General features: G+C 63.4%; 19 protein-coding genes and 1 tRNA gene. 8 read left to right on the top strand and 12 right to left on the bottom strand.

The window, feature by feature from the left end; genetic code table 11:
* Nucleotides 1-195: 195 nt before the first annotated feature.
* From G8E10_RS03595 to G8E10_RS03610, 4 genes are all read right to left on the bottom strand, one after another.
* Nucleotides 196-2,409 (bottom strand): TonB-dependent siderophore receptor, encoded by a 2,214-nt coding sequence (locus tag G8E10_RS03595; RefSeq protein WP_167126926.1) that lies wholly within the window; start codon nt 2,407-2,409, stop codon nt 196-198.
* Nucleotides 2,410-2,640: 231 nt separating this feature from the next.
* Nucleotides 2,641-3,540, bottom strand: coding sequence for a helix-turn-helix domain-containing protein (locus tag G8E10_RS03600; RefSeq protein ID WP_167126929.1), 900 nt, complete (start codon nt 3,538-3,540; stop codon nt 2,641-2,643).
* Nucleotides 3,541-3,692: 152 nt separating this feature from the next.
* Nucleotides 3,693-4,349 (bottom strand): peptide-methionine (S)-S-oxide reductase MsrA, encoded by a 657-nt coding sequence (gene msrA / locus G8E10_RS03605; protein ID WP_167126932.1) that lies wholly within the window; start codon nt 4,347-4,349, stop codon nt 3,693-3,695.
* A 117-nt stretch (nt 4,350-4,466) separates the two neighbouring features.
* Nucleotides 4,467-4,778 carry a hypothetical protein gene (locus G8E10_RS03610; protein ID WP_167126935.1) on the bottom strand — a complete coding sequence of 104 codons (312 nt, stop codon included), beginning with the start codon at nt 4,776-4,778 and terminating at the stop codon, nt 4,467-4,469.
* 391 nt (nt 4,779-5,169) lie between these two features.
* On the opposite strand from G8E10_RS03610, the gene G8E10_RS03615 reads away from it, so the two are divergent.
* Nucleotides 5,170-5,259 (top strand) — tRNA-Ser (locus tag G8E10_RS03615).
* A gap of 123 nt (nt 5,260-5,382) precedes the next feature.
* On the opposite strand, the gene G8E10_RS03620 is transcribed toward G8E10_RS03615, so the two are convergent.
* Nucleotides 5,383-6,309, bottom strand: a complete 927-nt coding sequence (locus G8E10_RS03620) for a manganese catalase family protein (RefSeq protein WP_110800563.1) — start codon at nt 6,307-6,309, stop codon at nt 5,383-5,385.
* Nucleotides 6,310-6,503: 194 nt separating this feature from the next.
* Here G8E10_RS03620 and G8E10_RS03625 point away from each other — a divergent pair, with 194 nt between their 5' ends.
* Nucleotides 6,504-6,734 (top strand): hypothetical protein, encoded by a 231-nt coding sequence (locus tag G8E10_RS03625; protein ID WP_092931249.1) that lies wholly within the window; start codon nt 6,504-6,506, stop codon nt 6,732-6,734.
* A 56-nt stretch (nt 6,735-6,790) separates the two neighbouring features.
* Here G8E10_RS03625 and G8E10_RS03630 read toward each other — a convergent pair whose 3' ends face one another.
* The 3 genes from G8E10_RS03630 to G8E10_RS03640 are packed head-to-tail and all read right to left on the bottom strand — an operon-like array spanning nt 6,791 to nt 9,771.
* Nucleotides 6,791-7,543: an ABC transporter ATP-binding protein gene (locus G8E10_RS03630; RefSeq protein WP_167126938.1), complete on the bottom strand. Its 753-nt coding sequence runs from the start codon at nt 7,541-7,543 to the stop codon at nt 6,791-6,793.
* Nucleotides 7,537-8,643, bottom strand: coding sequence for a FecCD family ABC transporter permease (locus G8E10_RS03635; RefSeq protein ID WP_281517377.1), 1,107 nt, complete (start codon nt 8,641-8,643; stop codon nt 7,537-7,539). The genes G8E10_RS03630 and G8E10_RS03635 overlap by 7 nt, the downstream gene beginning before the upstream one ends.
* A 3-nt stretch (nt 8,644-8,646) precedes the next feature.
* Nucleotides 8,647-9,771, bottom strand: a complete 1,125-nt coding sequence (locus G8E10_RS03640; RefSeq protein WP_167126942.1) for an ABC transporter substrate-binding protein — start codon at nt 9,769-9,771, stop codon at nt 8,647-8,649.
* A gap of 104 nt (nt 9,772-9,875) precedes the next feature.
* On the opposite strand from G8E10_RS03640, the gene G8E10_RS03645 reads away from it, so the two are divergent.
* A complete protein-coding gene (locus G8E10_RS03645) occupies nt 9,876-10,706 on the top strand; it encodes a class I SAM-dependent methyltransferase (protein WP_167126945.1) in 831 nt (276 codons plus the stop codon).
* A gap of 56 nt (nt 10,707-10,762) precedes the next feature.
* Here the strand turns inward: G8E10_RS03645 and G8E10_RS03650 are convergent, their stop codons facing one another.
* The gene (locus tag G8E10_RS03650) at nt 10,763-11,689 is read right to left on the bottom strand and encodes a GGDEF domain-containing protein (RefSeq protein ID WP_167127143.1); all 927 of its coding nucleotides are present in this window, start codon (nt 11,687-11,689) and stop codon (nt 10,763-10,765) included.
* Nucleotides 11,690-11,985: 296 nt separating this feature from the next.
* On the opposite strand from G8E10_RS03650, the gene G8E10_RS03655 reads away from it, so the two are divergent.
* A complete protein-coding gene (locus G8E10_RS03655) occupies nt 11,986-12,228 on the top strand; it encodes a DUF6894 family protein (RefSeq protein ID WP_167126948.1) in 243 nt (80 codons plus the stop codon).
* 97 nt (nt 12,229-12,325) lie between these two features.
* On the opposite strand, the gene G8E10_RS03660 is transcribed toward G8E10_RS03655, so the two are convergent.
* A complete protein-coding gene (locus G8E10_RS03660) occupies nt 12,326-13,087 on the bottom strand; it encodes an EAL domain-containing protein (protein WP_110800568.1) in 762 nt (253 codons plus the stop codon).
* A gap of 197 nt (nt 13,088-13,284) precedes the next feature.
* On the opposite strand from G8E10_RS03660, the gene G8E10_RS03665 reads away from it, so the two are divergent.
* A complete protein-coding gene (locus G8E10_RS03665) occupies nt 13,285-13,455 on the top strand; it encodes a hypothetical protein (RefSeq protein ID WP_165910795.1) in 171 nt (56 codons plus the stop codon).
* A gap of 13 nt (nt 13,456-13,468) precedes the next feature.
* Here G8E10_RS03665 and rhaI read toward each other — a convergent pair whose 3' ends face one another.
* Nucleotides 13,469-14,761 (bottom strand): L-rhamnose catabolism isomerase, encoded by a 1,293-nt coding sequence (gene rhaI / locus G8E10_RS03670; RefSeq protein ID WP_167126953.1) that lies wholly within the window; start codon nt 14,759-14,761, stop codon nt 13,469-13,471.
* 25 nt (nt 14,762-14,786) lie between these two features.
* Entirely contained in the window at nt 14,787-16,886 is a 2,100-nt protein-coding gene (locus G8E10_RS03675; RefSeq protein WP_132664370.1) for a bifunctional rhamnulose-1-phosphate aldolase/short-chain dehydrogenase, read from the bottom strand.
* Nucleotides 16,887-17,086: 200 nt separating this feature from the next.
* Here G8E10_RS03675 and G8E10_RS03680 point away from each other — a divergent pair, with 200 nt between their 5' ends.
* The 3 genes from G8E10_RS03680 to G8E10_RS03690 all read left to right on the top strand — a co-directional run bounded on the left by G8E10_RS03680 (nt 17,087) and on the right by G8E10_RS03690 (nt 20,529).
* On the top strand, nt 17,087-17,899 hold the full coding sequence (locus G8E10_RS03680) for a DeoR/GlpR family DNA-binding transcription regulator (protein WP_110733254.1): 813 nt from the start codon (nt 17,087-17,089) through the stop codon (nt 17,897-17,899).
* Between the two features lie 38 nt (nt 17,900-17,937).
* On the top strand, nt 17,938-18,933 hold the full coding sequence (rhaS, locus tag G8E10_RS03685; RefSeq protein ID WP_167126956.1) for a rhamnose ABC transporter substrate-binding protein: 996 nt from the start codon (nt 17,938-17,940) through the stop codon (nt 18,931-18,933).
* A gap of 66 nt (nt 18,934-18,999) precedes the next feature.
* Entirely contained in the window at nt 19,000-20,529 is a 1,530-nt protein-coding gene (locus G8E10_RS03690) for a sugar ABC transporter ATP-binding protein (RefSeq protein ID WP_281517378.1), read from the top strand.
* The last annotated feature ends 10 nt before the right edge of the window (nt 20,530-20,539 follow it).

The raw sequence follows: 20,539 nt of genomic DNA on the forward strand, positions 1-20,539 counted from the left end.
GGAACCGGCCGCGCTTTGTGGCGGGCCTGATTGAGGTGTATCCTTGCACGGGCATTAGGAAAATACACCCGAAATTTTTCAACTGGTAAAACTTTCATCCTCCTATCCGCAAACGACAAGAACCGCGGCGATCCCTGTCTGGATCCGCCGCGGTTCGCCTTGTTCACGGGTGATGCGAGCCTTCGCAGGCGAGGATCAGAACGACTTGCTGAGCTTCAGCGTGATCGTGCGCCCGGCGCCATAGCCGCAGGTGGAAACGCCCTGGCAGCTCTTCACGTAGTCCTTGTCGAAGAGGTTGGCGACGTTGAGGGCTGCACCCCAGCCTTCCTTCTCATAGCGAATGGCGGCGTCGGCGAGCAGCGCATCCGGCACTTCGCGGGTGTTCTCGTTGTCCGCAAACGACGTGCCCTGATAGCGCAGGCCTCCGCCGATGCTCATGCCTTCCAGCGCGCCTTCGGTCAGCGCATAATCCACCCAGACGGCCGCCTGGCTCTTCGGCACGAGGTATGGACGGTTACCGACGAGGGCCGGATTGAGATCCTCGGTGATCTCGAGATCCGTATAGGAATAAGAGCCAAGCAGCGACCAGTGCGCGTCGAGATTGACCTTGGCCTCCAGCTCGATGCCGGTGGAGGTCACCTCGCCCAGCTGTTCCTGCAGGAAGTCCGGCCGGGTCAGCGCCACGTTTTCCTTGACGATCTGGAACACCGACACCGTGAAGAGGCCGTCGATGGCGGTGGGCACGTATTTCAGCCCGGCTTCGAACTGGTGACCTTCCTCCGGCTTGAGAGCGCCGCCGAGATAGGAGGTGCCGATCAGCGGGTTGAAGAAGGTGGCGGCACTGGCATAGGGCGTCATGCCGTTGTCGAATTCGTAGGCGAGGCCGGCGCGACCGCTGAGCGCGCTGTCATTGTTGCGGTAGCTCGTGCCGATCCGCGCGTCGGACTGCGTATCCACATAGTCGTAGCGGCCGTTGAGCGTGACGAGGAAGCCGTCGCCGAAGCGCATCTGGTCCTGCGCATAGAGGCCGACCTGCTGCAGGGTCAGCACCTGATCGAGATAGACGCCGCTCAGGCCCGGCTGCGGCAGGCCGTAGATCGGATCGACGGGATCGATCGGCGTGGCCGCCGCCGGCCATGCGGGAACGGCCTGGACCTGATCGAGACGGTAGTGCTTGTAATCGATGCCAGCGAGCAGGTTGTGCTCGACCGGGCCGGTGTCGAGCTTGATCTCGGCGCGGTTGTCGACGGCAAAGCTGTCCACCTTGCTCGTGTGCTCGAAGCCGACGCGGTAGAGATCGTAATAGTTCGGCGCCGCCGGGTCCGTCGTGTTGACGTAGCCGAACGGGTAGAACAGCACTTCGTGCTTGTCGAGGTGGCTGTAGCGCAGGTTCTGCGAGAGCTTCAGCCCGTTGTCGAACGTGTGCTCGGCCTCGTAGCCGATCATCTGCTGGTCGTAGCGGCCGGTGTCGAGATCGGGCTCCGAGAAGAACGCGTCGCGGTCGATCTTGCCGAAGGGCGCATTCACCACAGTGCCTTCGTAGGGCAGGAAGCCATTGCCGGTGTGGCGCTGGTTGAGGCCGGAGAGCGTCGCATAGACGGTCAGGCTGGTCGCATCGTCCGGCTGGTAGCGGATCTGCGGCATGAGGAAGCCGCGCAGATCGTTGGCGTAGTCGCTCTCCTGCTCGCCGCCGGCCACCTTGCCGGTGACGCGGTAGGTCACGGCATCGCTGACCTTCTGATTGACGTCGAAGCCGAGGAAGGCATTGCCGAAATTGTTGATGCCGACCTCGACCTCGCGAACGGCTTCGTCCTGCGGGCGCTTGCGGATGAGATCGACGATGCCGCCGGGGGTCGCGCCGCCATAGAGCACCGATGCCGGGCCCTTCAGCACATCGACACGCTCCAGCATGTAAGCATCCGTCTGGAAGCCGCCGAAGCCGAAGGAATAGAGATTGAGACCATCGAGAAAGACGCCGGTCTGCGTCGCGTCGAAGCCGCGGATGTAGAACCAGTCCGTATCCGGATCGGAGCCGAAGGGCTCGGTGGTGACGCCGGCGGTGTAGCGCAGCGCTTCGTCGATCTTGGTGACGACGCCGCGGTCATCCAGCTCCTTGCGGCCGATGACGGAGACCGACTGCGGAACGGCTGTCACCGGCAGCGCCGATTTCGACCCCGCCGTCGTGTCGCGGGCGACGTAACCCTCGACCGGGCCGGTTGCCGATCCCTCTGCCGCCTGCCCGCCGCGCACGACGATGGCTTCCAGTTGCGTCGGCTGCTGGCCCTGTACCTGCGGGGTTTGAGCCTGCGGCTCCTGAGCCAGTGCCGCGGATGTGCCGGCCACACAGGCGATGGCTGCGGCTCCCGCGAGCCAGACCGCCTTGCGGCTTTTGTTGATTGTCCCCGTCATGTCGTCACCCCATCTCGGCCACCCGGCAGAACGGCCCCGACACCTGTTCCTTATCCGGCATTGTCGCCCCATGAAGATGAGGCAATTTCTCATGTTTCGCATAGCTCAAGTAAGCGGGATCGGATTGATCCGTCCTGCGGATTTTGAACGATTCCGAGGCGATGTTCTCAGGCGCAGCATCTACAGTGAGACTGCGGCAAATTCGCCACGCGTGCTCGGATATCCAGTCCTTCAGCGGCTGCGCAGCCACCGGCCCGGCGTGGTGCCCGACATCTTGCGGAACGCCCGGGTGAAATGTGCCTGATCGGCAAAACCTGTGACGGCTGCGACCTCGCTGAGGCTCGCCTTGCCGGCTGCCAGCAGGGATTTCGCATGCTCGATGCGCGTCTTCATCTGCCACTGGTGCGGCGGCATGCCGGTCGAGGCCTTGAAGGCGTGGCTGAAATGCGACTGGGAAAGGCCGGTGAGCCCGGCCAGCTCCTCCAGCCGGATACCGCGCAGGCAATGAGCCTCGATGAACTCGGTGGCCCGTCGCAGCTGCCAGGGCGCCAGCGCGCCGCGCAAACGCCGACTGGGTGGGGGAACGCGCATCAGGGCGATGAAGAGACCGAGCGCAAGGCCGTCGCCATAGAGATCGTGCAGCGGATCGGGATCTGCGCATTCTGCCGCCAGAAGATCGGCCACGGCGATGAGGCGCGGATCGGCAAACATCAGCCGCGGCTGTTCGAGAACAAGGGGATCGAGCTCGCCGCCCACGCGCTGGCCGAGCGCGGCCGCGTCGAAATGCAGATCGAGATGGCGGATCGCGCTGATGCCCTGAAGCTCGGCGCGAAGCTCCATGCCGGCGGGAATGTAGGACAGGCGCCGGCAGGGCGAACCGGGCAGGCCGTGTTCCCGTGCGGAAGACGTGCCCGTCGATATCGACGCCATGGAGAGACGCCGCGCGGGATCGCCGAGCGTTTCGAGCACCACGAAAAGCCGGGGCGCGTCGGCCACATAGACGCCGCCGGCCAACCGGGCGCATTGCACATCCCAGAGGTCGGCGACCACGCCGTTATAGACACGTCGGTTCCAGGTTCCGATCACGTCGAAACCGGAAATCCTGTTGTTCATCCTGGGCTGGAAGGTCATCGGCGCTGTCGCGGCGTCCCGGCGGTTAAAACATGAAAGAGAGTGTCATGTATTAATCCGAAACGGTCACGGAAGCAATGCCGGGGGATGGCAGGCATGTGCTGCCATCCCTTTGCAGCAGGGTCTTGAGACGCGAGCCTCGGACTGCCGGATCAGAGGGCAGGCACGGGGCAGCTCACGCCCGTTCCCCGCAGGCTGCAATAGCCATTGGGGTTCTTGGCCAGATACTGCTGATGCTCTGCTTCTGCGAAGTAGAACGTGCCGGCCATCGCGATCTCGGTGGTGATCGGCTCACGGTGGCCCGCCTTCTTCAGCTGGGCCTGATAGGCATCGCGCGCGGTCTTCGCTTCGGCAAGCTGCGCCTCGTCTCCGACATAGATGGCGGATCTGTAGGTCGTGCCGACATCGTTGCCCTGGCGCATGCCCTGCGTCGGATCATGCTCCTCGAAGAAAACCTTGAGGATCTCGCCGAACCCGACGACCTTCGGGTCATAGACCACGAGAACGACCTCGGTATGGCCGGTCAGTCCCGTCGTCGTTTCCTGGTAGGTCGGGTTTTTCGTGTAGCCGCCGGCATAGCCGACCGCCGTGACATAGACGCCCGGCAGCTGCCACATCAGGCGCTCGGCGCCCCAGAAGCAGCCCATGCCGAGCAGCACGGTCTTCATGCCATCGGGATATGGCCCCTTCAGCGGCTGCCGGTTGACGGCGTGATGTGCCGACGTGGGCAGGGGTGCGTCGCGCCCGGGAAGCGCATTTTGCGGCTCGGGCATGGTGGTTTTCTTGCTGAAAAGCTCGGTCAGAAACATAAGATCCGTCTCCATTTCAGAATGGGTTGTTCGTATCGTCGAAATTTATATCGTTGGAGCAAAAGCGGCGAATCTCCACGCGGGTCTTGCTCTACTCTGCCGGCCTTCAGAACGGCATCAGGCCAGCTGACGCCTGCGCGCTGGGCGATACCCGGCCATCCAGAACAACAGCGCCACGATCAGAAAGACCGCGAAAGCCGGTTGCTGCAGAAACCAGCGAACGATCGGCTGCATCGCGGCAAAGCTGCCGCCCGGCCGCTCCAGGGCCTCGATCATCTCAAGCCCGGACGTGCTGATCGACGCCACCGCAATCCCGAGCGGCGTCATGACCACAGCCGTTTCGGACACCGAGCGCACGGCATCCACGGTTCCCGCAAGAAGCGCAGCAATGAGGGCGAGAACGCTCGCGAGCCTGAAGAGAATTGCCATCATTCGTCTCCCCTGCCTGCGGCTACCCATATTGCTCTGCGAATGCCAAGAGCGCTGCAAGCCGGCAACCGTTGCTGCCGGCAGCCCGACCTGACCGGCCGGGACCGGTTTCCTCATCACACTTTGCCTCTTGCTTCCATCATAAGATAGGTTCTCGCCGCCCAACCGCAATGGTACCCTGACCCAAGCACCATCTGCCTGCGGGAAAATGCCTGTCGCCCGTTCAAAAATCTGTCAGATTTCGGTTGATCGTTTTGAGATCATCGGTATATATCGCGCCGTTCGCAGGATTTTCCGATCATAGGATTTTTGGCGAACCGTTGCACCCGGTCGCGATCCTTCGCCGTCCGCGCAACAATCTCGCCGCCCAAACCAGCGGTGACGATATCAAGGACAGGTGGCCGAGTGGTTTAAGGCGCACGCCTGGAAAGTGTGTGTGCGTGAGAGCGTACCGCGGGTTCGAATCCCGCCCTGTCCGCCATTCCCTTCATTTCATCCTGTTTCTGCCCCAACGCGCGCAAACAGCACGCCGTAGCAAACTCAAACAGGCCGCGACCCCCAAGAGGACCGCAGCCTGCAGCTTCAAACGTAAGGCAATAAGGGCCTAGCGCGACTTCTTGTAGAGTTTCTGGGCGATTTCGAACATTTCTTCCGGGGCGTAGTCCGGGGTGAAGGCCGAGGGTACGCCGACGAGCTGGTGGATCTTGCCGCCTTCCGGCATGCCGTCGACGACTTCGAGTTCGCCTGGCGGGTCGGCCGGAAGGGCCATTTCGCCATTGCCCCAGATGCCCGCCATTTCCTTGTAGTCCTTCGGGCTGAACGTGTAGAGGCGGCGGTGGGAGCCTTCGTCCAGGTATTTCTGGCATTCCGGGATCTTGCTGAGCGGAATGTTCGGTGTCGGCAGGAAGTCCTTAATCTTCACGCCGGTGATCTTTTCCAGCGCCAGGGCATAGGCATGCGCGTGGACGGAACCGCGCACGAGAAGATAGCCGCAGACTTCGCGGCCGGTCGGATCGGTCAGGGTTTCATAAACACGCAGCTTGTGGAGACGCGCGCCGCATTCCAGATGGAAATTGTGGAGGAGATCGACCACCACGTTGCCGGTGGTCGTGATGAAGTCGTTGTTCCACGAAGCGCCATTGCTGTTGACCGGCATGGCTCCGCCGCCGCCCGACAGGAAGGCGGCCGCGAGCCGGATATCCTTCATGTCCTCCCATGGCGCGCCGGAAATATCGCCGCCATCGCCCGTGTCACCATCCTTCTTGTCCGGACCGTTGGCGAGCATGGCGACGCCGTTGCTGACGAGCTCGACATGGCCGAGCTCTTCGGCCGTGATGCTGGCGACGAGGCTGTAGAAGGGGCGCAGCTTTTCCTTGGAACGGAAGTTGAAGCTCTGGAACATATAGTTCCCGAGCGTCGACATCTCGCCGTATTTCCCACCCAGCAACTCCTGCAGGGCGGCCGCGGCATTCGGATCCGCCCGCTTGGGCGCAGGCAGTTCCGCCTGTAGTTGATCGACGCGCATGAACATCTCGGTCACCTTTCATTGGGAATGACACCTCCGCAACTGAGCGCGTGCTTCTCCGTTCCGTCCTGCGGGGGATCTTCTTCCGAATGTCGGCCTTTATGCCGTCCGGGGCCTGCGGATTGCATCCGCAGTCTGCAGTTTGGCGATTCTCCAAATCGTGATATCCGACCGGTTTCGTAAAAGAAGGGACAGACACAGTGAGCGAACAGACCGTGGCCGAGGTAACCGAGAAGATCTACGCATCGCTCCAGTCGGACAATGCCGACATCGACGACCATATTGCGAGCCTCAAGGCGGCGCTTGCCCGGGAGGGTGCGGCAGAAGCCGTGTTCGATCCCGCCAAGCTCGCGCAGAACAACCGCTCGGGCCGCAAGATGATGCAGGCCTACTTCCGGCAGCGCGGCGTGCGGGTCAGCTTCTCGGCCTGACGGGAGGCGAAGCTTCCGGCGCGATCACGATCGCGCCCTCTGCCGCGCCTTATCCCTCAGAGTGCGCCGTCGACGATGACCATGGGGCGGCCGCGGGAGCAGGGCTCTATGCGGGCGTCGATACGGTAGATGTCGCGCAGCATGGCGGTGGTGATGACGCTGGCGGTGGTGCCGCTTGCGACCATTTCGCCGTTGGCGATGACGATCGTGTTGCTGCAGTAACGCAGGGCGTGGTTGAGATCGTGCAGCGCGATGAGGACGATCATGCCGGTGCGGGTTGCAAGGTTTCCAACGAAGTCGAGAACGTCGATCTGGCGGTGAAGGTCGAGGGCGGAGGTCGGCTCGTCCATCAGCAGGACGTCGGGCTTGCGCACCAGAGCCTGGCCGAGCGAGACGAGCTGCCGCTGCCCGCCCGACAGGGCGTCAAGGCCGCGGAAGGCGAGGTTCTCGATGCGCAGGGAGGCGAGGATCGAATCGATCTCGAACAGTTCGTCGTCATGCACCCGCCAGCCGCCACCCTGCTTGGCGGACAGCAGAAGCGACTCGTAGACCGTGAGAACGACATTCGAGCCGGTGTCCTGCGGCATGTAGCAGATCGCGCGGTCGCCACGGGTCTTATTCGATAACTCCACGGTTCCCGGACCGGCGAGCAGGCCGGCGATCCGCTTGAACAGGGTCGATTTTCCCGCGGCATTCGGGCCGATGACGGCCGTGACGGAGCCGGGGCTGAGAGGATCGATGCCGACCTTGGAGAGGACCGTGGTGCGGCCATAGCTGGCACCGACATCCCTCAGGGAAAGGCTTACCATGCCCGCCTCCTGTTCGAGAAAATCAGGACGAAGAAGAAGGGCACGCCCACGAGCGCAGTGATCACGCCGATGGGCAGGATCGCGCCGGGGATCAGCACCTTGCTGACCACCGAGGTGGCCGACAGGAGCAGCGCGCCGCAGATGACGGCGCCGGGCAGGAAGAAGCGCTGATCCTCGCCCACCACCATGCGGGCGATGTGCGGGCCGACGAGACCGACGAAGCCGATGGTACCGACGAAGGACACGGGCACGGCCGCCAGCAGGCTGACGATCAGCATGGTGTGAAGCCGCAGGCGGCGCACGTTGATGCCCATGCTCGCCGCCTTGTCGTCGCCGAGCCGCAGGGCGGTCAGCGCCCAGGCCTGGCGCATGAAGAGCGGCAGCGTCACGACGAGGATGGCGGCCGTCACCCCCACCTTGTCCCAGGTCGCCTTGGTGAGGCTGCCCATCGTCCAGAACACGACGGCTGCCAGCGCCTGTTCGGAGCCGAGATATTCGAGCAGCGACAGGGCCGCATTAAACGTGAAGACCAGCGCGATGCCGAGCAGCACGATGGTCTCGACCGTCACGCCGCGCATCGTCGAGGCGAAATGGATGAACAGGGCCGCAACGACCGCCATGACGAAGGCGTTGATCGGCACCATGTACTGGGTCGCCCCCGGAAAGAGGGCGACGCCGCCGACGAGGCCGAGGGCCGCACCAAAGCTGGCGGCCGCGGAAATGCCGAGCGTGAAGGGGCTTGCGAGCGGGTTCGACAGGATCGTCTGCATCTGCGCGCCCGCGACGGAGAGCGACGCCCCGACCGTCACCGCCATCAGCGCGATTGGCATGCGGATGTCCCAGATGACGACGCGCAGCTGGTTGCTGGCCGTTTCCGGGGAAAACAGGGCCGAGAGAACCTGCGACAGAGTATAGTTCGCCGGCCCCAGCGCCATGTCGATGGCCACGCTGGCGGCAAGGGCAATCGTGAGAGCCGCCAGGATGAGGATGCGCCGGAAGGCAAGGGCGCGATATTGATCACGCCCCGAGCGCTCGGCAACCGGGCCTGCACGATCTCTCTCACGCCGCGCTGCCGTGTCCGTGGTTGCCGCAGCGGTCATCGCCTATTCGTCCTTGAGCGAGACGAAGTATCCCGGCTTGTAGGCGAGCGGCAGGAAGCGCTCGTGCAGTTGCTTGAAGGTCGCCTCGGGATCGAGATCCTTGAAGAGATCCGGATGCAGCCATTTGGCAATCTGCTGGATGGCGACGAACTGGTAGGGATTGTTGTAGAACTGGTGCCAGATCGCGTGGATCTCGCCGTCGTTCACCGCCTTGATACCGGTGAAGGCGGGGCGCTTCGTCAGGTTCTCGAGCTTGCGATGCGCTTCCTGGAGGTCGGCACCGTATCCGACGCCCACCCAGTTGCCGCCGGGCACATAGGCTTCCCACATGCCGCCGGTGATGATCACCTGATCCGGATTGGAGGCGATGATCTGCTCGGGGTTAACAGAGCCGAACGTTCCGGGGATAATGTCCCTCGCCATATTGGTACCGCCAGCAATCTCAACCATGCGGCCGAAATTCTCGTTTCCGAAGGACATGCAGCAATCGTCCGAGTATCCGCCGGCGCGCTCGACGAAGACCAGCGGCTTTTTCGGAGCGTTCTTCTCGAGCGTATCGGTCACCTTCCGGATCGCTTCGGCGCGAAACGCGATGAAGTCTTCCGCGACCTTTTCCTTGCCCATCAGCGTGCCCATGATGCGCATGCTCGGCTCGGTGTTCTCCATCGGTTTCTCGCGGAAATCGACATAGACGAGGGGAATGCCGAGCTTGGCGAGCTTTTCGATATAGCCCGCCTCTTCCGTCGCGGTCTTCGCATCGAGGTTCATGACGATGACGTCGGGCTTGAGCGCCACGGCCTGCTCGATATCAAAGGTGCCGTCCTTCATGCCGCCGAAGGTGGCGAGCTTGGCGATCTCGGGATATTTTTCGAGATAGGCGGCATAGGATTCCGGATCGGCCTTCGGCAGGTCATCGCGCCAGCCGACGACGTGCTGGAACGGGTTTTCCTTGTCGAGCGCGGCGAGGAAATAGATCTGGCGGCCTTCGCCGAGAATGACGTGACGCGCGGGCACGTTGACATCGACCTTGCGGCCCGTCACGTCCGTCACCTCGACGGCAAGGGCGGGAAGAACGGACGCCATGAAGAGGCCGAGGGCTGCGATAGCCGACCTGCCGGAAAGACGCATGAGAGGAAACTCCAGTGGAACCTGCCGGGCACATATGATTTGTGGACTTTCTTCGTCAAGTTTTATCTTTTAGAAACGTTTTACGTTTGAAGCAGGATGTGAGCATGCGGAACGATCCGGCGGCGCAGGCCGTGAATTACACGTTGAGAGACGAGATCCGGGACTACTGGTCCGCCCGCGCTGCGACCTTCGACCAGTCGCCGGGGCACGAGATCTTCTCTGAGGACGAGCGGCAGGCGTGGCATGAGCTGATCGAGAAGCATCTCGGGCGTGGGTACGGGCGCGCAGCCCTCGACCTTGCCAGCGGAACCGGCGTGGTCTCGCATCTGATGGACGATCTCGGCTACCGCGTGACCGGCATCGACTGGTCCGACGACATGCTGGCCCTCGCCCGTGCCAAGGCGACGGCGCGCGGACGCAGCATCCGCTTTCTTCTCGGCGACGCCGAACGGACGCTCGCACCCGACGAAAGTTACGATGTCGTCGTGACGCGGCATCTCGTCTGGACGCTGGTCGATCCGCAAGCCTGCTTCAGGGAGTGGCACCGGGTCCTGAAACCCGGCGGCCGGCTGCTCGTCATCGACGGCGATTTCGTCCATACGGGCTTTTGGGAGCGGGTGATCAAGCGCATCGATACGCTCTCGCAGAAGGCCGGCTGGATTTCGCCGCAGCCGGCCCATGCGCCGGCAGGCCTTGCGGACACGCACCGGAGCATCCTGTCGCGGGTGCACTTTTCGAACGGCGCCCGGGCCGATGCCGTCGGGCACCTTCTGGCGGATTCAGGATTTTCGGTGATCTCGATCGACCGCGATCTTCGCCGGATTCACAGGGCGCAAGCAGCACATCTCGGCCGGCTCAAGGCGCTCGTACGGGGTCTCCAGCATCGCTATGCAATCGTGGCGGAGAAACCTGTCAATGCGAACCCGTCGGACTGAACCTCGTCCTGAGGCATTTTCATCGGAAACCGCAGCACTGTTTCCGTCAATGGGCGTCAGCCGCCGGCCGATCCATTGGCCCGAGGGCCATCGACATCGATGCCGATCTGGTCGCGGCCGCGCATCTTGGCGGCATAGAGGGCGAGGTCGGCGCGCCGATAGAGATCGGCCGGGTCGTCACCCGCCCGAGCGCTGGCAAGACCAGCCGAGAACGTATAGCGGAAGCTCACCTGCTCGCGCACCGGGCGGGACTGACGTACCTCCGCCAGCATGCGGCCGATGATCGCTTCCGCTTCCCACGTCGTCGTGTTCGGCAGAACGAGAACGAACTCTTCGCCGCCGACGCGCCCGAGAACGTCCGTCTTGCGCACGAGACGCTGGATCGTCGCGGCGAAATCCATGAGCACGGCATCGCCGACGCTGTGGCCGAACCGGTCGTTGATATATTTGAAATTGTCGATGTCGAGAACGGCGACGCATCCGACCGCCGTGGTTTGCCCGGCTGATATCGGAAGATCGGCCGGCACCGTCTTCACGAGCGCCTCGAGCTTCGACATGACGAAGCGCCGGCTGGCGATGCCGGTGAGGTCGTCGGTCTCCGACGCCTTGATCGCCATGTCGCGGGCCTGGCGCAGTTCGCGTTCGTCCGGCCGCAGCGACGTGATGTCGGATGCCACGCACAGCATCCAGCCATCGGCCTGCATGGTCTCCGTCATCCAGAGCCACCGGCCGTCGTGAAGATCCGTTTCGAAGGCCCGAAAGCCGGTCTTTCCCCGACGCCCGAGCACCGAGCGCAGCCATGTTTCGAAATCGTCGGCCGAGATGACCGTGCCGCGCCGTGCTGCGAAATTCCGGCGCATCAGGTCGGACCAAAGGGGACGCTCGCCGTCCTCGATATGCCAGGCTGAACGAAAGGCGCCATTGGCAAAGCGCAACCGGTCGTCCTGATCGTAGACGGCAACCATGACATCGGTGCCTTCCATGAGCTGCGCCAGATGCAGCAGTGCTTCTTTATCGACCAAGGCTTCCGATCCTCACCAAAGGGAGATGATGGTCAGTACAAGGCGCTCGTGAACAAAAGATCAAGCGCGCGCCGCGATCCGACGAGAACGGACAGCGATGTCGAGGGAAAGCGGCGACAACGGACAGGGCGCAGCTGTCTCGCCTGAATCGATCGTTTCAGCGGGCCGACACGGTTTTCGCCGGGAACTTTCGGCGGCATCCCCGGTTGCGGGCGTATCGGCGACAGGCCGATGAGACGTCGGGAGCCCGCGTTGGCATGCCAAGGTATTATTTTCAGATCGTCGAGCGGAATGCGGTCCTGGACGATCTGGATGGCGCCGAACTCGCGTCGCTCCAGGATGCAAGGCGAGAAGCCGAGCGGGCGATCCGGGAGATCGCAGCCGAACATCTGCAGACCGAAAGCAGGCTCGAACTGACCTCGATCCAGATCCGGAACGAGGCCGGGGAGACCATCGCATCCGTGACATATGACGAGGCGATGGAAGATATCCTGCCGTAACGCACGGGAACCTGATCCGGCAAAGACGATTGAACCAGCCGAAACAGCCGCGGCCGAATACAAGCGCATTATCGGGTAACGACGGGCCTTTCGACGTTCAGTGCGTGGCGGCCATCTGTCCGAGCGCCGGATGGGCCAGAGCCTCGAAGCTCGGGCGCGCGAAGAAATAGCCCTGCATCAGGCGAACGCCGAGATCTTCCAAGGCCCGCGCCTCGCCTGCGGTCTCGATGCCTTCGCACAGCGGGATGACGCCCAGATCGTGCAGCATGGAGACGGTGTGGCGGACGATCGTTTGGCGCACCTTGTCCGTATCGATATTGCGAATGAGATCCATGTCGAGCTTGGCGATATCGGGCTGGAACTTCGCCAGCAGTGCTAGTCCCGCATGGCCGGCGCCGAAATCGTCGATCGCCGTGCGGAAGCCCATTTCGCGATAGGTCTTGAGAATGTTGAGAAGATGCGCCGTGTCGAGGATCTCGCCTTCGGTGAATTCGAAGATGATGTTCTTCGGCGAGAATTTGGTGCGGGCGGCGGCCGCCAGCGTCAGACGGATGCAGGCGCGGGGCTCGTAGACGGCATTCGGCAGGAAGTTGATCGACAGGCCGACATCGCTCTGCGCACCATACAGCCGCGAGGCAAGCTCGATGGCCTTGACCCGGCATTGCTGATCGAAGGCATAGCGGTTCTGCGCATCGACGGCCGAGAGGACCGAGCCGGCGCCCTCGCCCGCGATACCGCGGACCAGCGCCTCGTGCGCAAATGTGGTCTTCGAGACGACATCGACGATCGGCTGGAACGCCATGGAAAACGGGATGTGGAAGTCGGCACCGTCGCGACATCCCTGGCAGGCTTCTGGCATTGATCTTCTCCAACTCTATGTAAGTTGGATAAGACGCTACCCGGGTGAACGCGACCTTAAGATGTACCCGCAAAGGGCGCATATTCGTCGATCGGTCCGTTTACAGACCCAGCTTTGCCGTGGAAACATGCCGTACCCGGGGAACTCCGTCCGCCCTCCGCGGGTTTGGCCTCCGACACACAGGAGAAGACGAGACCATGGCAGAGCGGCAGGCACCGGCCTTCAAGAGGATGGCCACCTTCGTCATCACACTTCTGCTCGCCGGCGCGGTGCTCGCCGGCGTCTATCTGTTCGTATCCAGCCCGGGCGAGGTGCGCGACCAGCCGCCGGCTGGGCCCGGGACTGAGACTGGGCAGCAGACGCCGTAACGCGACTGATCCCTCAGACGATGCCGCCACCACCGGCGCGGGCTGCCGGGCGCTCAGTGCCCACCTTGGTGCGATAGCCGCTCTTGCGATAGGCGGCGATCGGATCGATGGCGCCACCCTCGCGACGACGGGCTTCGGCAAGGATCGCTTCGACATCGGTGCGGAACGCGCGCTTCAGCGTGTCGGACGCCATCAGCGCATCGTTTTCATCCTGATACCCGTCCAGAGCATCGCGATCGACGAGCAGCGCCTGCGCGTAGGCGCGGCGGATCTCGTTGGCGCTGGAGATCAGGCTTTCGATCGGATCGGTCACATTGTGCGACTGGTCGATCATGTGGGCCGGGTCGAAGCCCGTGATGCCGTGATGCTCGGCATCCACCAGTTCGTTGAAGACGAGGAAGAGCCGGTAGGGATCGACCGAGCCCGCATCGAGATCGTCGTCGCCATATTTCGAATCGTTGAAGTGGAAGCCGCCGAGCTTGCCGAACTGGGTGAGCCGGGCAACGATCATCTCGATGTTGACGTTGGGCGCGTGGTGGCCGAGATCGACGAGGCACTGGGCCTTGGGGCCGAGCGTCGAGGCGATCAGGTAGCTCGTCCCCCAATCCTGCACCACCGTGGAATAGAAGGCCGGCTCGTACATCTTGTGTTCGGAGAACAGGCGCCAGTCATCCGGCAGGGCTGCGTAGATATCGCCCATCGAGGCGAGGTAGCGCTCGAAGCTGCGGGTGAAGTGGCTCTGGCCGGGGAAATTCGAGCCGTCGCCGACCCAGACCGTCAGCGCCTTCGAGCCGATGGCGCGACCGATCTCGATGCATTCGAGATTATGCTCCACCGCCTGCGCCCGCGTTCCCGCATCCGCATGGCTGAGCGAGCCGAATTTGTAGGAGAGCGACTGCCCCTCCGCGTCCGAGAAGGTGTTGGAGTTCATGGCGTCGAAATGCAGGCCGTAAGCTTTCGCCGCCGCGAGCAGTTCGGCCGGGTCGGCCTTGTCCCAGGGGATGTGCAGGGAAACACCTGGCGTGGCGCGCGTCAGCTCATTGATGACGGCGCAGTCGGCCAGCTTGTCGAAGATGCGGCGCGGCTCGCCGATGCCCGGAAACCGGGCAAAGCGCGTGCCGCCCGTGCCGACCCCCCAGGAGGGAACGGCGACGTGGAAGGCAGACACCTTCCGCGTCACGGTTTCGATGTCGATGCCCCGGCGTGACAGGTGCTCGCCGAGGGCGTGATAATCCGCCGCCTGCGACGCGGCCCGGCTTTGGTTGTGCGCGGCGATAAGATCGGGCGCGATGCGGTGATCGGTCATGATGGTCTCCTCCCTCTTACACAGCCTAGCGCGGAAAGCTCTGCGCGTTGCCGCCATCGACATTGATGATGTTGCCGGTGGACTTGGCCGACAGGTCGGAGGCGAGGAAGTAGATGGCTTCGGCGACGTCCTCGGGCAGGATGTTCACCTTCAGCATGGAGCGCTTGCGGTAGTGTTCTTCCAGATCGCTGACCTCGATCTTGGAGGAGGCCGCGCGCTGCTCGCGCCACTCGCCATCCCATATCTTCGATCCGCGCAGCACCGCATCGGGATTGACCGTGTTGACGCGAATGCCGCCTTCCGCGCCCTCGAGCGCCAGGCATCGGGCGAGATGAATCTCGGCCGCCTTGGCGGTGCAATAAGCGGATGCGTTCGGGGACGAGGCAAGACCGTTCTTTGACGCGACGAAGACGACGTTGCCGCCGAGCTTCTGGCGACGAAACAGGCGGAAGGCCTCGCGTGAGACGAGGAAGTAGCCGGTTGCGAGGATCTCGATGTTGCGGTTCCACATGGCGAGGTCCGTCTCCTCGACCGGTGCGGAGGATGCGATGCCGGCATTGGAGACGAGGATATCGATGCCGCCGAACTCGACCAGACCCTGCGTGAAGGCCTCGGCCACCTGCTTCTCATCGGTGACGTCGAGCTTGACGCTGCGCACGGCGTCCGCACCGTAGCGCTTGGCGAAATCGGCCTGCGCGCCGTCGAGCGCGGTCTGGTCGATATCGGCGAGCACGACGCAGGCGCCTTCGGCGATCAGGCGGGTTGCCGTGGCGCGGCCGATGCCGCCGGCACCGCCGGTGACGAGGGCGACACGACCGGCAAGGCTCTTCGGCTTCGGCATGCGCTGGAGCTTGGCCTCCTCGAGCAGCCAGTATTCGATATCGAAGGCCTCCTGTTCGGGCAGTCCCTGATAGTCCGACACGGTGGAGGCGCCGCGCATGACGTTGATGGCGTTGACGTAGAACTCACCGGCAATGCGGGCCGTCGCCTTGTCGCGGGCAAAGGAGAGCATGCCGACGCCGGGAATGAGGAAGATCACCGGATTGGGATCGCGCATGGCGGGCGAATTGTCGTGGCGGCAGGTCTCGTAATAGCGGGCGTAATCGGCACGGTAGGCGTCGAGCGCCGCATCGAGACCGGCGACGACCGAATCGATGCTGCCATCCGCCGTAGGGTCGAAATCGAGGATCAGCGGGCGGATCTTGGTGCGCAGGAAATGATCCGGGCAGGAGGTGCCGAGCGCGCCAAGGCGCTGGAGGTCGGCGGAATTGACGAATTCCAGCACGGCGGTCTGATCGTCGAAATGACCGAGCTTGCGTTCCTCCCGGCCGATGCGGCCGCGGATTTCCGGCATCAGCCTTGCGGCGATCGCACGGCGTTGCGCCTCCTCCAGGCTGGTCGCGACGGCACCGCCGAAGACGGTTTTGCCTTCTGTCTTCGTTGCAAACCAGTCGATCGCACGGTTGATGATGTCGAGCGTCAGCTCGTAGCAGGCCTTGGCGTCATCCGCCCAGGTGAAGAGACCGTGGCTTTCGAGCACGACGCCCTTGGCATTCGGGTTGGCCGCGACGAAGGCCCCGAGATCGAGACCGAGCTGGAAGCCGGGACGGCGCCAGGGGAGCCAGCCGATCTCGTCGCCGAAGACCTCTTTGGTCAGTTCGCGCGAGTTCTTCGACGCGGCGATGGCGATGATCGCATCGGGATGCATATGATCGACATGGGTGAACGGCACGAAGCCGTGCAGCGGCGTGTCGATGGAGGCGGCGCGCGGGTTGAGCGCGAAGGTGCAATGCGGCAGGAAGCCGACCATGCGGTCCTCGTCCTCGACACCCTTGTAGAGACCCTTCAGCGCTTCCAGCTTGTCGAGATAGAGCGTGGCGAAACCGTCGAGCTTGATGGTGCCGACATCGCCGCCGGAGCCCTTGACCCAGAGGACGCGCACGGGCGCGCCGGTCAGCGGATCGGTCTCTGTCACCTTGGCCGACGTGTTGCCGCCGCCGTAATTGGTGATGCGCTTGTCGGCGCCCAAAAGGTTCGAGCGGTAAAGAAGCTTGCCCGGCTCATCGAGAGCGTTCGCGATCGCATCATCCCAACGGCTTTCGAGACGGTGGCTCTGTTCCGACATGTCATCCTCCCATGGTATCGGAACCCCTGCGTCGAACGCAGGTCGGCCCCGTATTGCCGACGATATCGCGCAGTCCAACCGCTCATGTCAATCATATTCGATCATAAATGTTCATGTTGCAGCGCAATATAGAAATTTATGATCGTTATTGATTGACAGTCCCCGCTTAATTCGCATAACTCGCTGTCGAGGAGACACCCATGCACGAACGCGAACGCCACCGCATCATCTTGAGCGCCGTCCAGGAAAAGCCTGTGGTGACGGTGCAGGATATCGCGGAACTGACGGATGCGTCGGAGGCGACGATCCGCCGTGACATCGCCTCTCTGCATGTTCAGGGGAAGCTTCGCAGGGTTCGAGGCGGGGCCGAAGCCGTGCATCCGCCGCAAATCGGCAATCTGGCCGCACGCCCCTTCCGGGTTTCCGAATCGATCAACTCCGATAAAAAGCGCGCAATCGCCCGCATGGCCGTCGATCTCTGCGAGGAAGGCGACGCCGTCATCATCAATGGGGGAACGACGACCTTCCAGATGGTGCACTTCATGGCGGCCCGACGACTGCAGGTCATGACCAATTCGTTTGCGATCGCCGAGCATCTCGTCAAGCATTCCAAATGCACGGTGACGGTGCCCGGCGGCACGATCTATCGCGACCAGAGCCTGATCCTGTCGCCGTTCGAAAACGACGCCATCCGCAATTTTTCCGCCCGCCGCATGTTCGTCGGCGCGCAAGGGGCCAGCGCGCTCGGCATCATGGAGTCCGACGCTCTGGTGATCCAGAGCGAGCAGCGCCTGATGCGCCAGGCCGACGAACTCGTCGTCATGATCGATTCGGGCAAGTTCGCCCGGCGATCGAGCCTCATTCTCTGCCCGCTCGAAAACGTTTCCACCATCATTACCGACAGCGCCGTGTCTGAGGAGGCCGTGCGCATGGTGGAGGCCGCGGGGGTCAAGCTGGTCACGGTTCCCGTGTCGGCGTCGGATACGAAGGATCATACCGCATCGGTCGCATGAGCGGCCGGGCACTTATCGTCAACTGGGAGGAAGACAGCATGAAACTCGCACAAAAGCTTGCCATCGGGGTGGTGTTCGCCATGGCCGCATTCGGCTCGGCCGCACATGCCGCCGAGGTCAAGATCGGCCTCGTCGTGAAATCGCTCGGCAACGGCTTCTTCGAGGCCGCCAACAAGGGCGCGCAGGAAGCGGCCAAGGAACTCGGCGATGTCGAGATCATCTATACCGGCCCGACCTCGACGACGGCCGAAGGCCAGATTGAGGTGATCAACGCGCTGATCGCCCAGGGCGTCAACGCCATCGCCATCTCGGCAAACGATCCCGACGCCGTGGTGCCTGCGCTGAAGAGGGCCGCACAGCGCGGCATCAAGGTTATCTCGTGGGATTCGGGCGTCGCACCCGAAGGCCGCATCCTGCAGCTCAACCCGTCTTCGAACGATCTTATCGGCAAGATGTGCCTTCAGCTCGTCAAGGATCACCTCGACGGCGGCAAAGGCGATTTTGCCATCCTCTCGGCCACGACGACCTCAACGAACCAGAACATCTGGATCGAGGAAATGAAGAAGCAGCTGAAGGACTTCCCCGGTCTCAACCTCGTCACGACCGTCTATGGCGACGACCTTTCGGACAAGAGCTACCGCGAAGCCCAGGGCCTCATGACCTCCAACCCGAACGTCAAGGTCATCGTCGCCCCGACCACGGTCGGCGTGCTTGCGGCGTCGCAGGCCGTCAAGGATGCCGGCAAGATCGGCCAGGTCTACGTGACCGGTCTCGGCCTTCCCTCCGAGATGGCCGGCGCGATCAAGTCGGGCGCGACGAAGGAATTCGCGATCTGGAACCCGATCGATCTCGGCTACTCCGCCGCCCAGATCGCCTACCGCCTCGTCAAGGGCGACACGGACGGTGCGCCGGGCTCGGAAATCGAAGCCGGCCGCATGGGCAAGATCAAGGTCGGGGGCAACGGCGAAGCCGCCATGGCCGATCCCTTCGTCTACAATGCCGAAAACATCGACCAGTTCTCCAAGGTCTTCTGATTTTTTAAGATGATCCGGCGGCGCCCACCCGCGCCGCCGGTCCTCTCTTTCCGACCGGACATGGACATGATGGCCCTTCAACACCCCGTCGCCGAGGATCGTACGCCCGCGCCCGCCATTCTGGAAATGCGCGGCATTTCGCAGATCTTTCCGGGCGTCAAGGCGCTCGACGGCGTCGATATCGCGCTCTATCCAGGGACGGTGACCGCGCTGATCGGCGAGAACGGTGCCGGCAAATCGACGCTCGTGAAGATCCTCACCGGCATCTATCGCCCGAGCGAGGGCGAGATCCGGATCGACGGCTCGCCGATCGTCTTTGCCGATGCACAGGCGGCCATCGATGCCGGCGTGACCGCCATCCACCAGGAAACCGTGCTGTTCGACGAGCTGACGGTCGCCGAAAACATCTTTCTCGGTCATGCACCGCGTACGCGCTTTCGCACCATCGACTGGGCGACCATGAACCGGCGCGCCGGCGACCTCTTGCGCTCGCTCGAAAGCACGATCGATCCGACCATCCGCCTGAAGGACCTGTCGATCGCGCAGCGCCATCTGGTCGCCATCTCGCGAGCGCTTTCCATCGAGGCACGCATCGTCATCATGGACGAGCCGACGGCGGCGCTCTCCCGGAAAGAGATCGACGATCTCTTCCGCATCGTGCGCGACCTCAAGCGCCAGGGCAAAGCCATCCTCTTCATCAGCCACAAGTTCGACGAGGTCTACGAGATCGCCGAGAACTACGTGGTCTTCCGCGACGGCAAGGCCGTCGGGCACGGCGCGCTGGCGGCCACCCCGCAGGACGATATCGTCCGCCTGATGGTCGGGCGCACGGTGGCCGACGCCTTCCCGAAGATCGCGGTGACGCCGGGTGCGCCGGTGCTCGAGGTTTCCGGCTACAGCCACCCGACCGAATTCCACGATATCTCGTTTACGCTGCGGCGCGGCGAAATCCTCGGCATCTACGGCCTGATCGGCGCCGGGCGCTCCGAGCTTTGCCAGTCGCTGTTCGGCATCACGGTGCCAGCCAGCGGCACCGTGCAGGTCGAGGGCCGGCCGGTGACGATCCGCTCGCCGCGCGATGCGATCCGCGCCGGTATCGTCTATGTGCCGGAGGAGCGCGGCCGCCATGGGCTGGCCCTGCCGATGCCGATCTTCCAGAACATGACGCTGCCATCGCTCCGGCGGACGTCGCGCGCGGGTTTCCTGCGGCTTGCCGACGAGTTCGCGCTGGCCCGCAAATATGCCGAGCGGCTGGACCTGCGCGCCGCCGCCCTTTCCGTGCCCGTCGGCACGCTGTCGGGCGGCAACCAGCAGAAGGTGGTCATCGGCAAATGGCTCGCGACGCAGCCGAAGGTGATCCTTCTCGACGAGCCGACCAAGGGGATCGACATCGGCTCCAAGGCCGCCGTCCACGCCTTCATCAGCGAGCTTGCCGCCGAGGGCCTGTCGATCGTGATGATCTCGTCGGAACTGCCGGAGATTCTCGGCATGTCGGACCGGGTGATGGTGATGAAGGAAGGCCTGTCGGCGGGCATCCACCCGCGCGCCGGGCTGACGCCGGAAATGCTGGTGCGCGCCGCCACCGGCAACGCGTGAGGAGTAGCCC

Origin of the sequence: Ferranicluibacter rubi (genome assembly GCF_011603255.1) — a bacterium.
In the GTDB taxonomy this organism is placed as follows: Bacteria; Pseudomonadota; Alphaproteobacteria; order Rhizobiales; family Rhizobiaceae; genus Ferranicluibacter; species Ferranicluibacter rubi.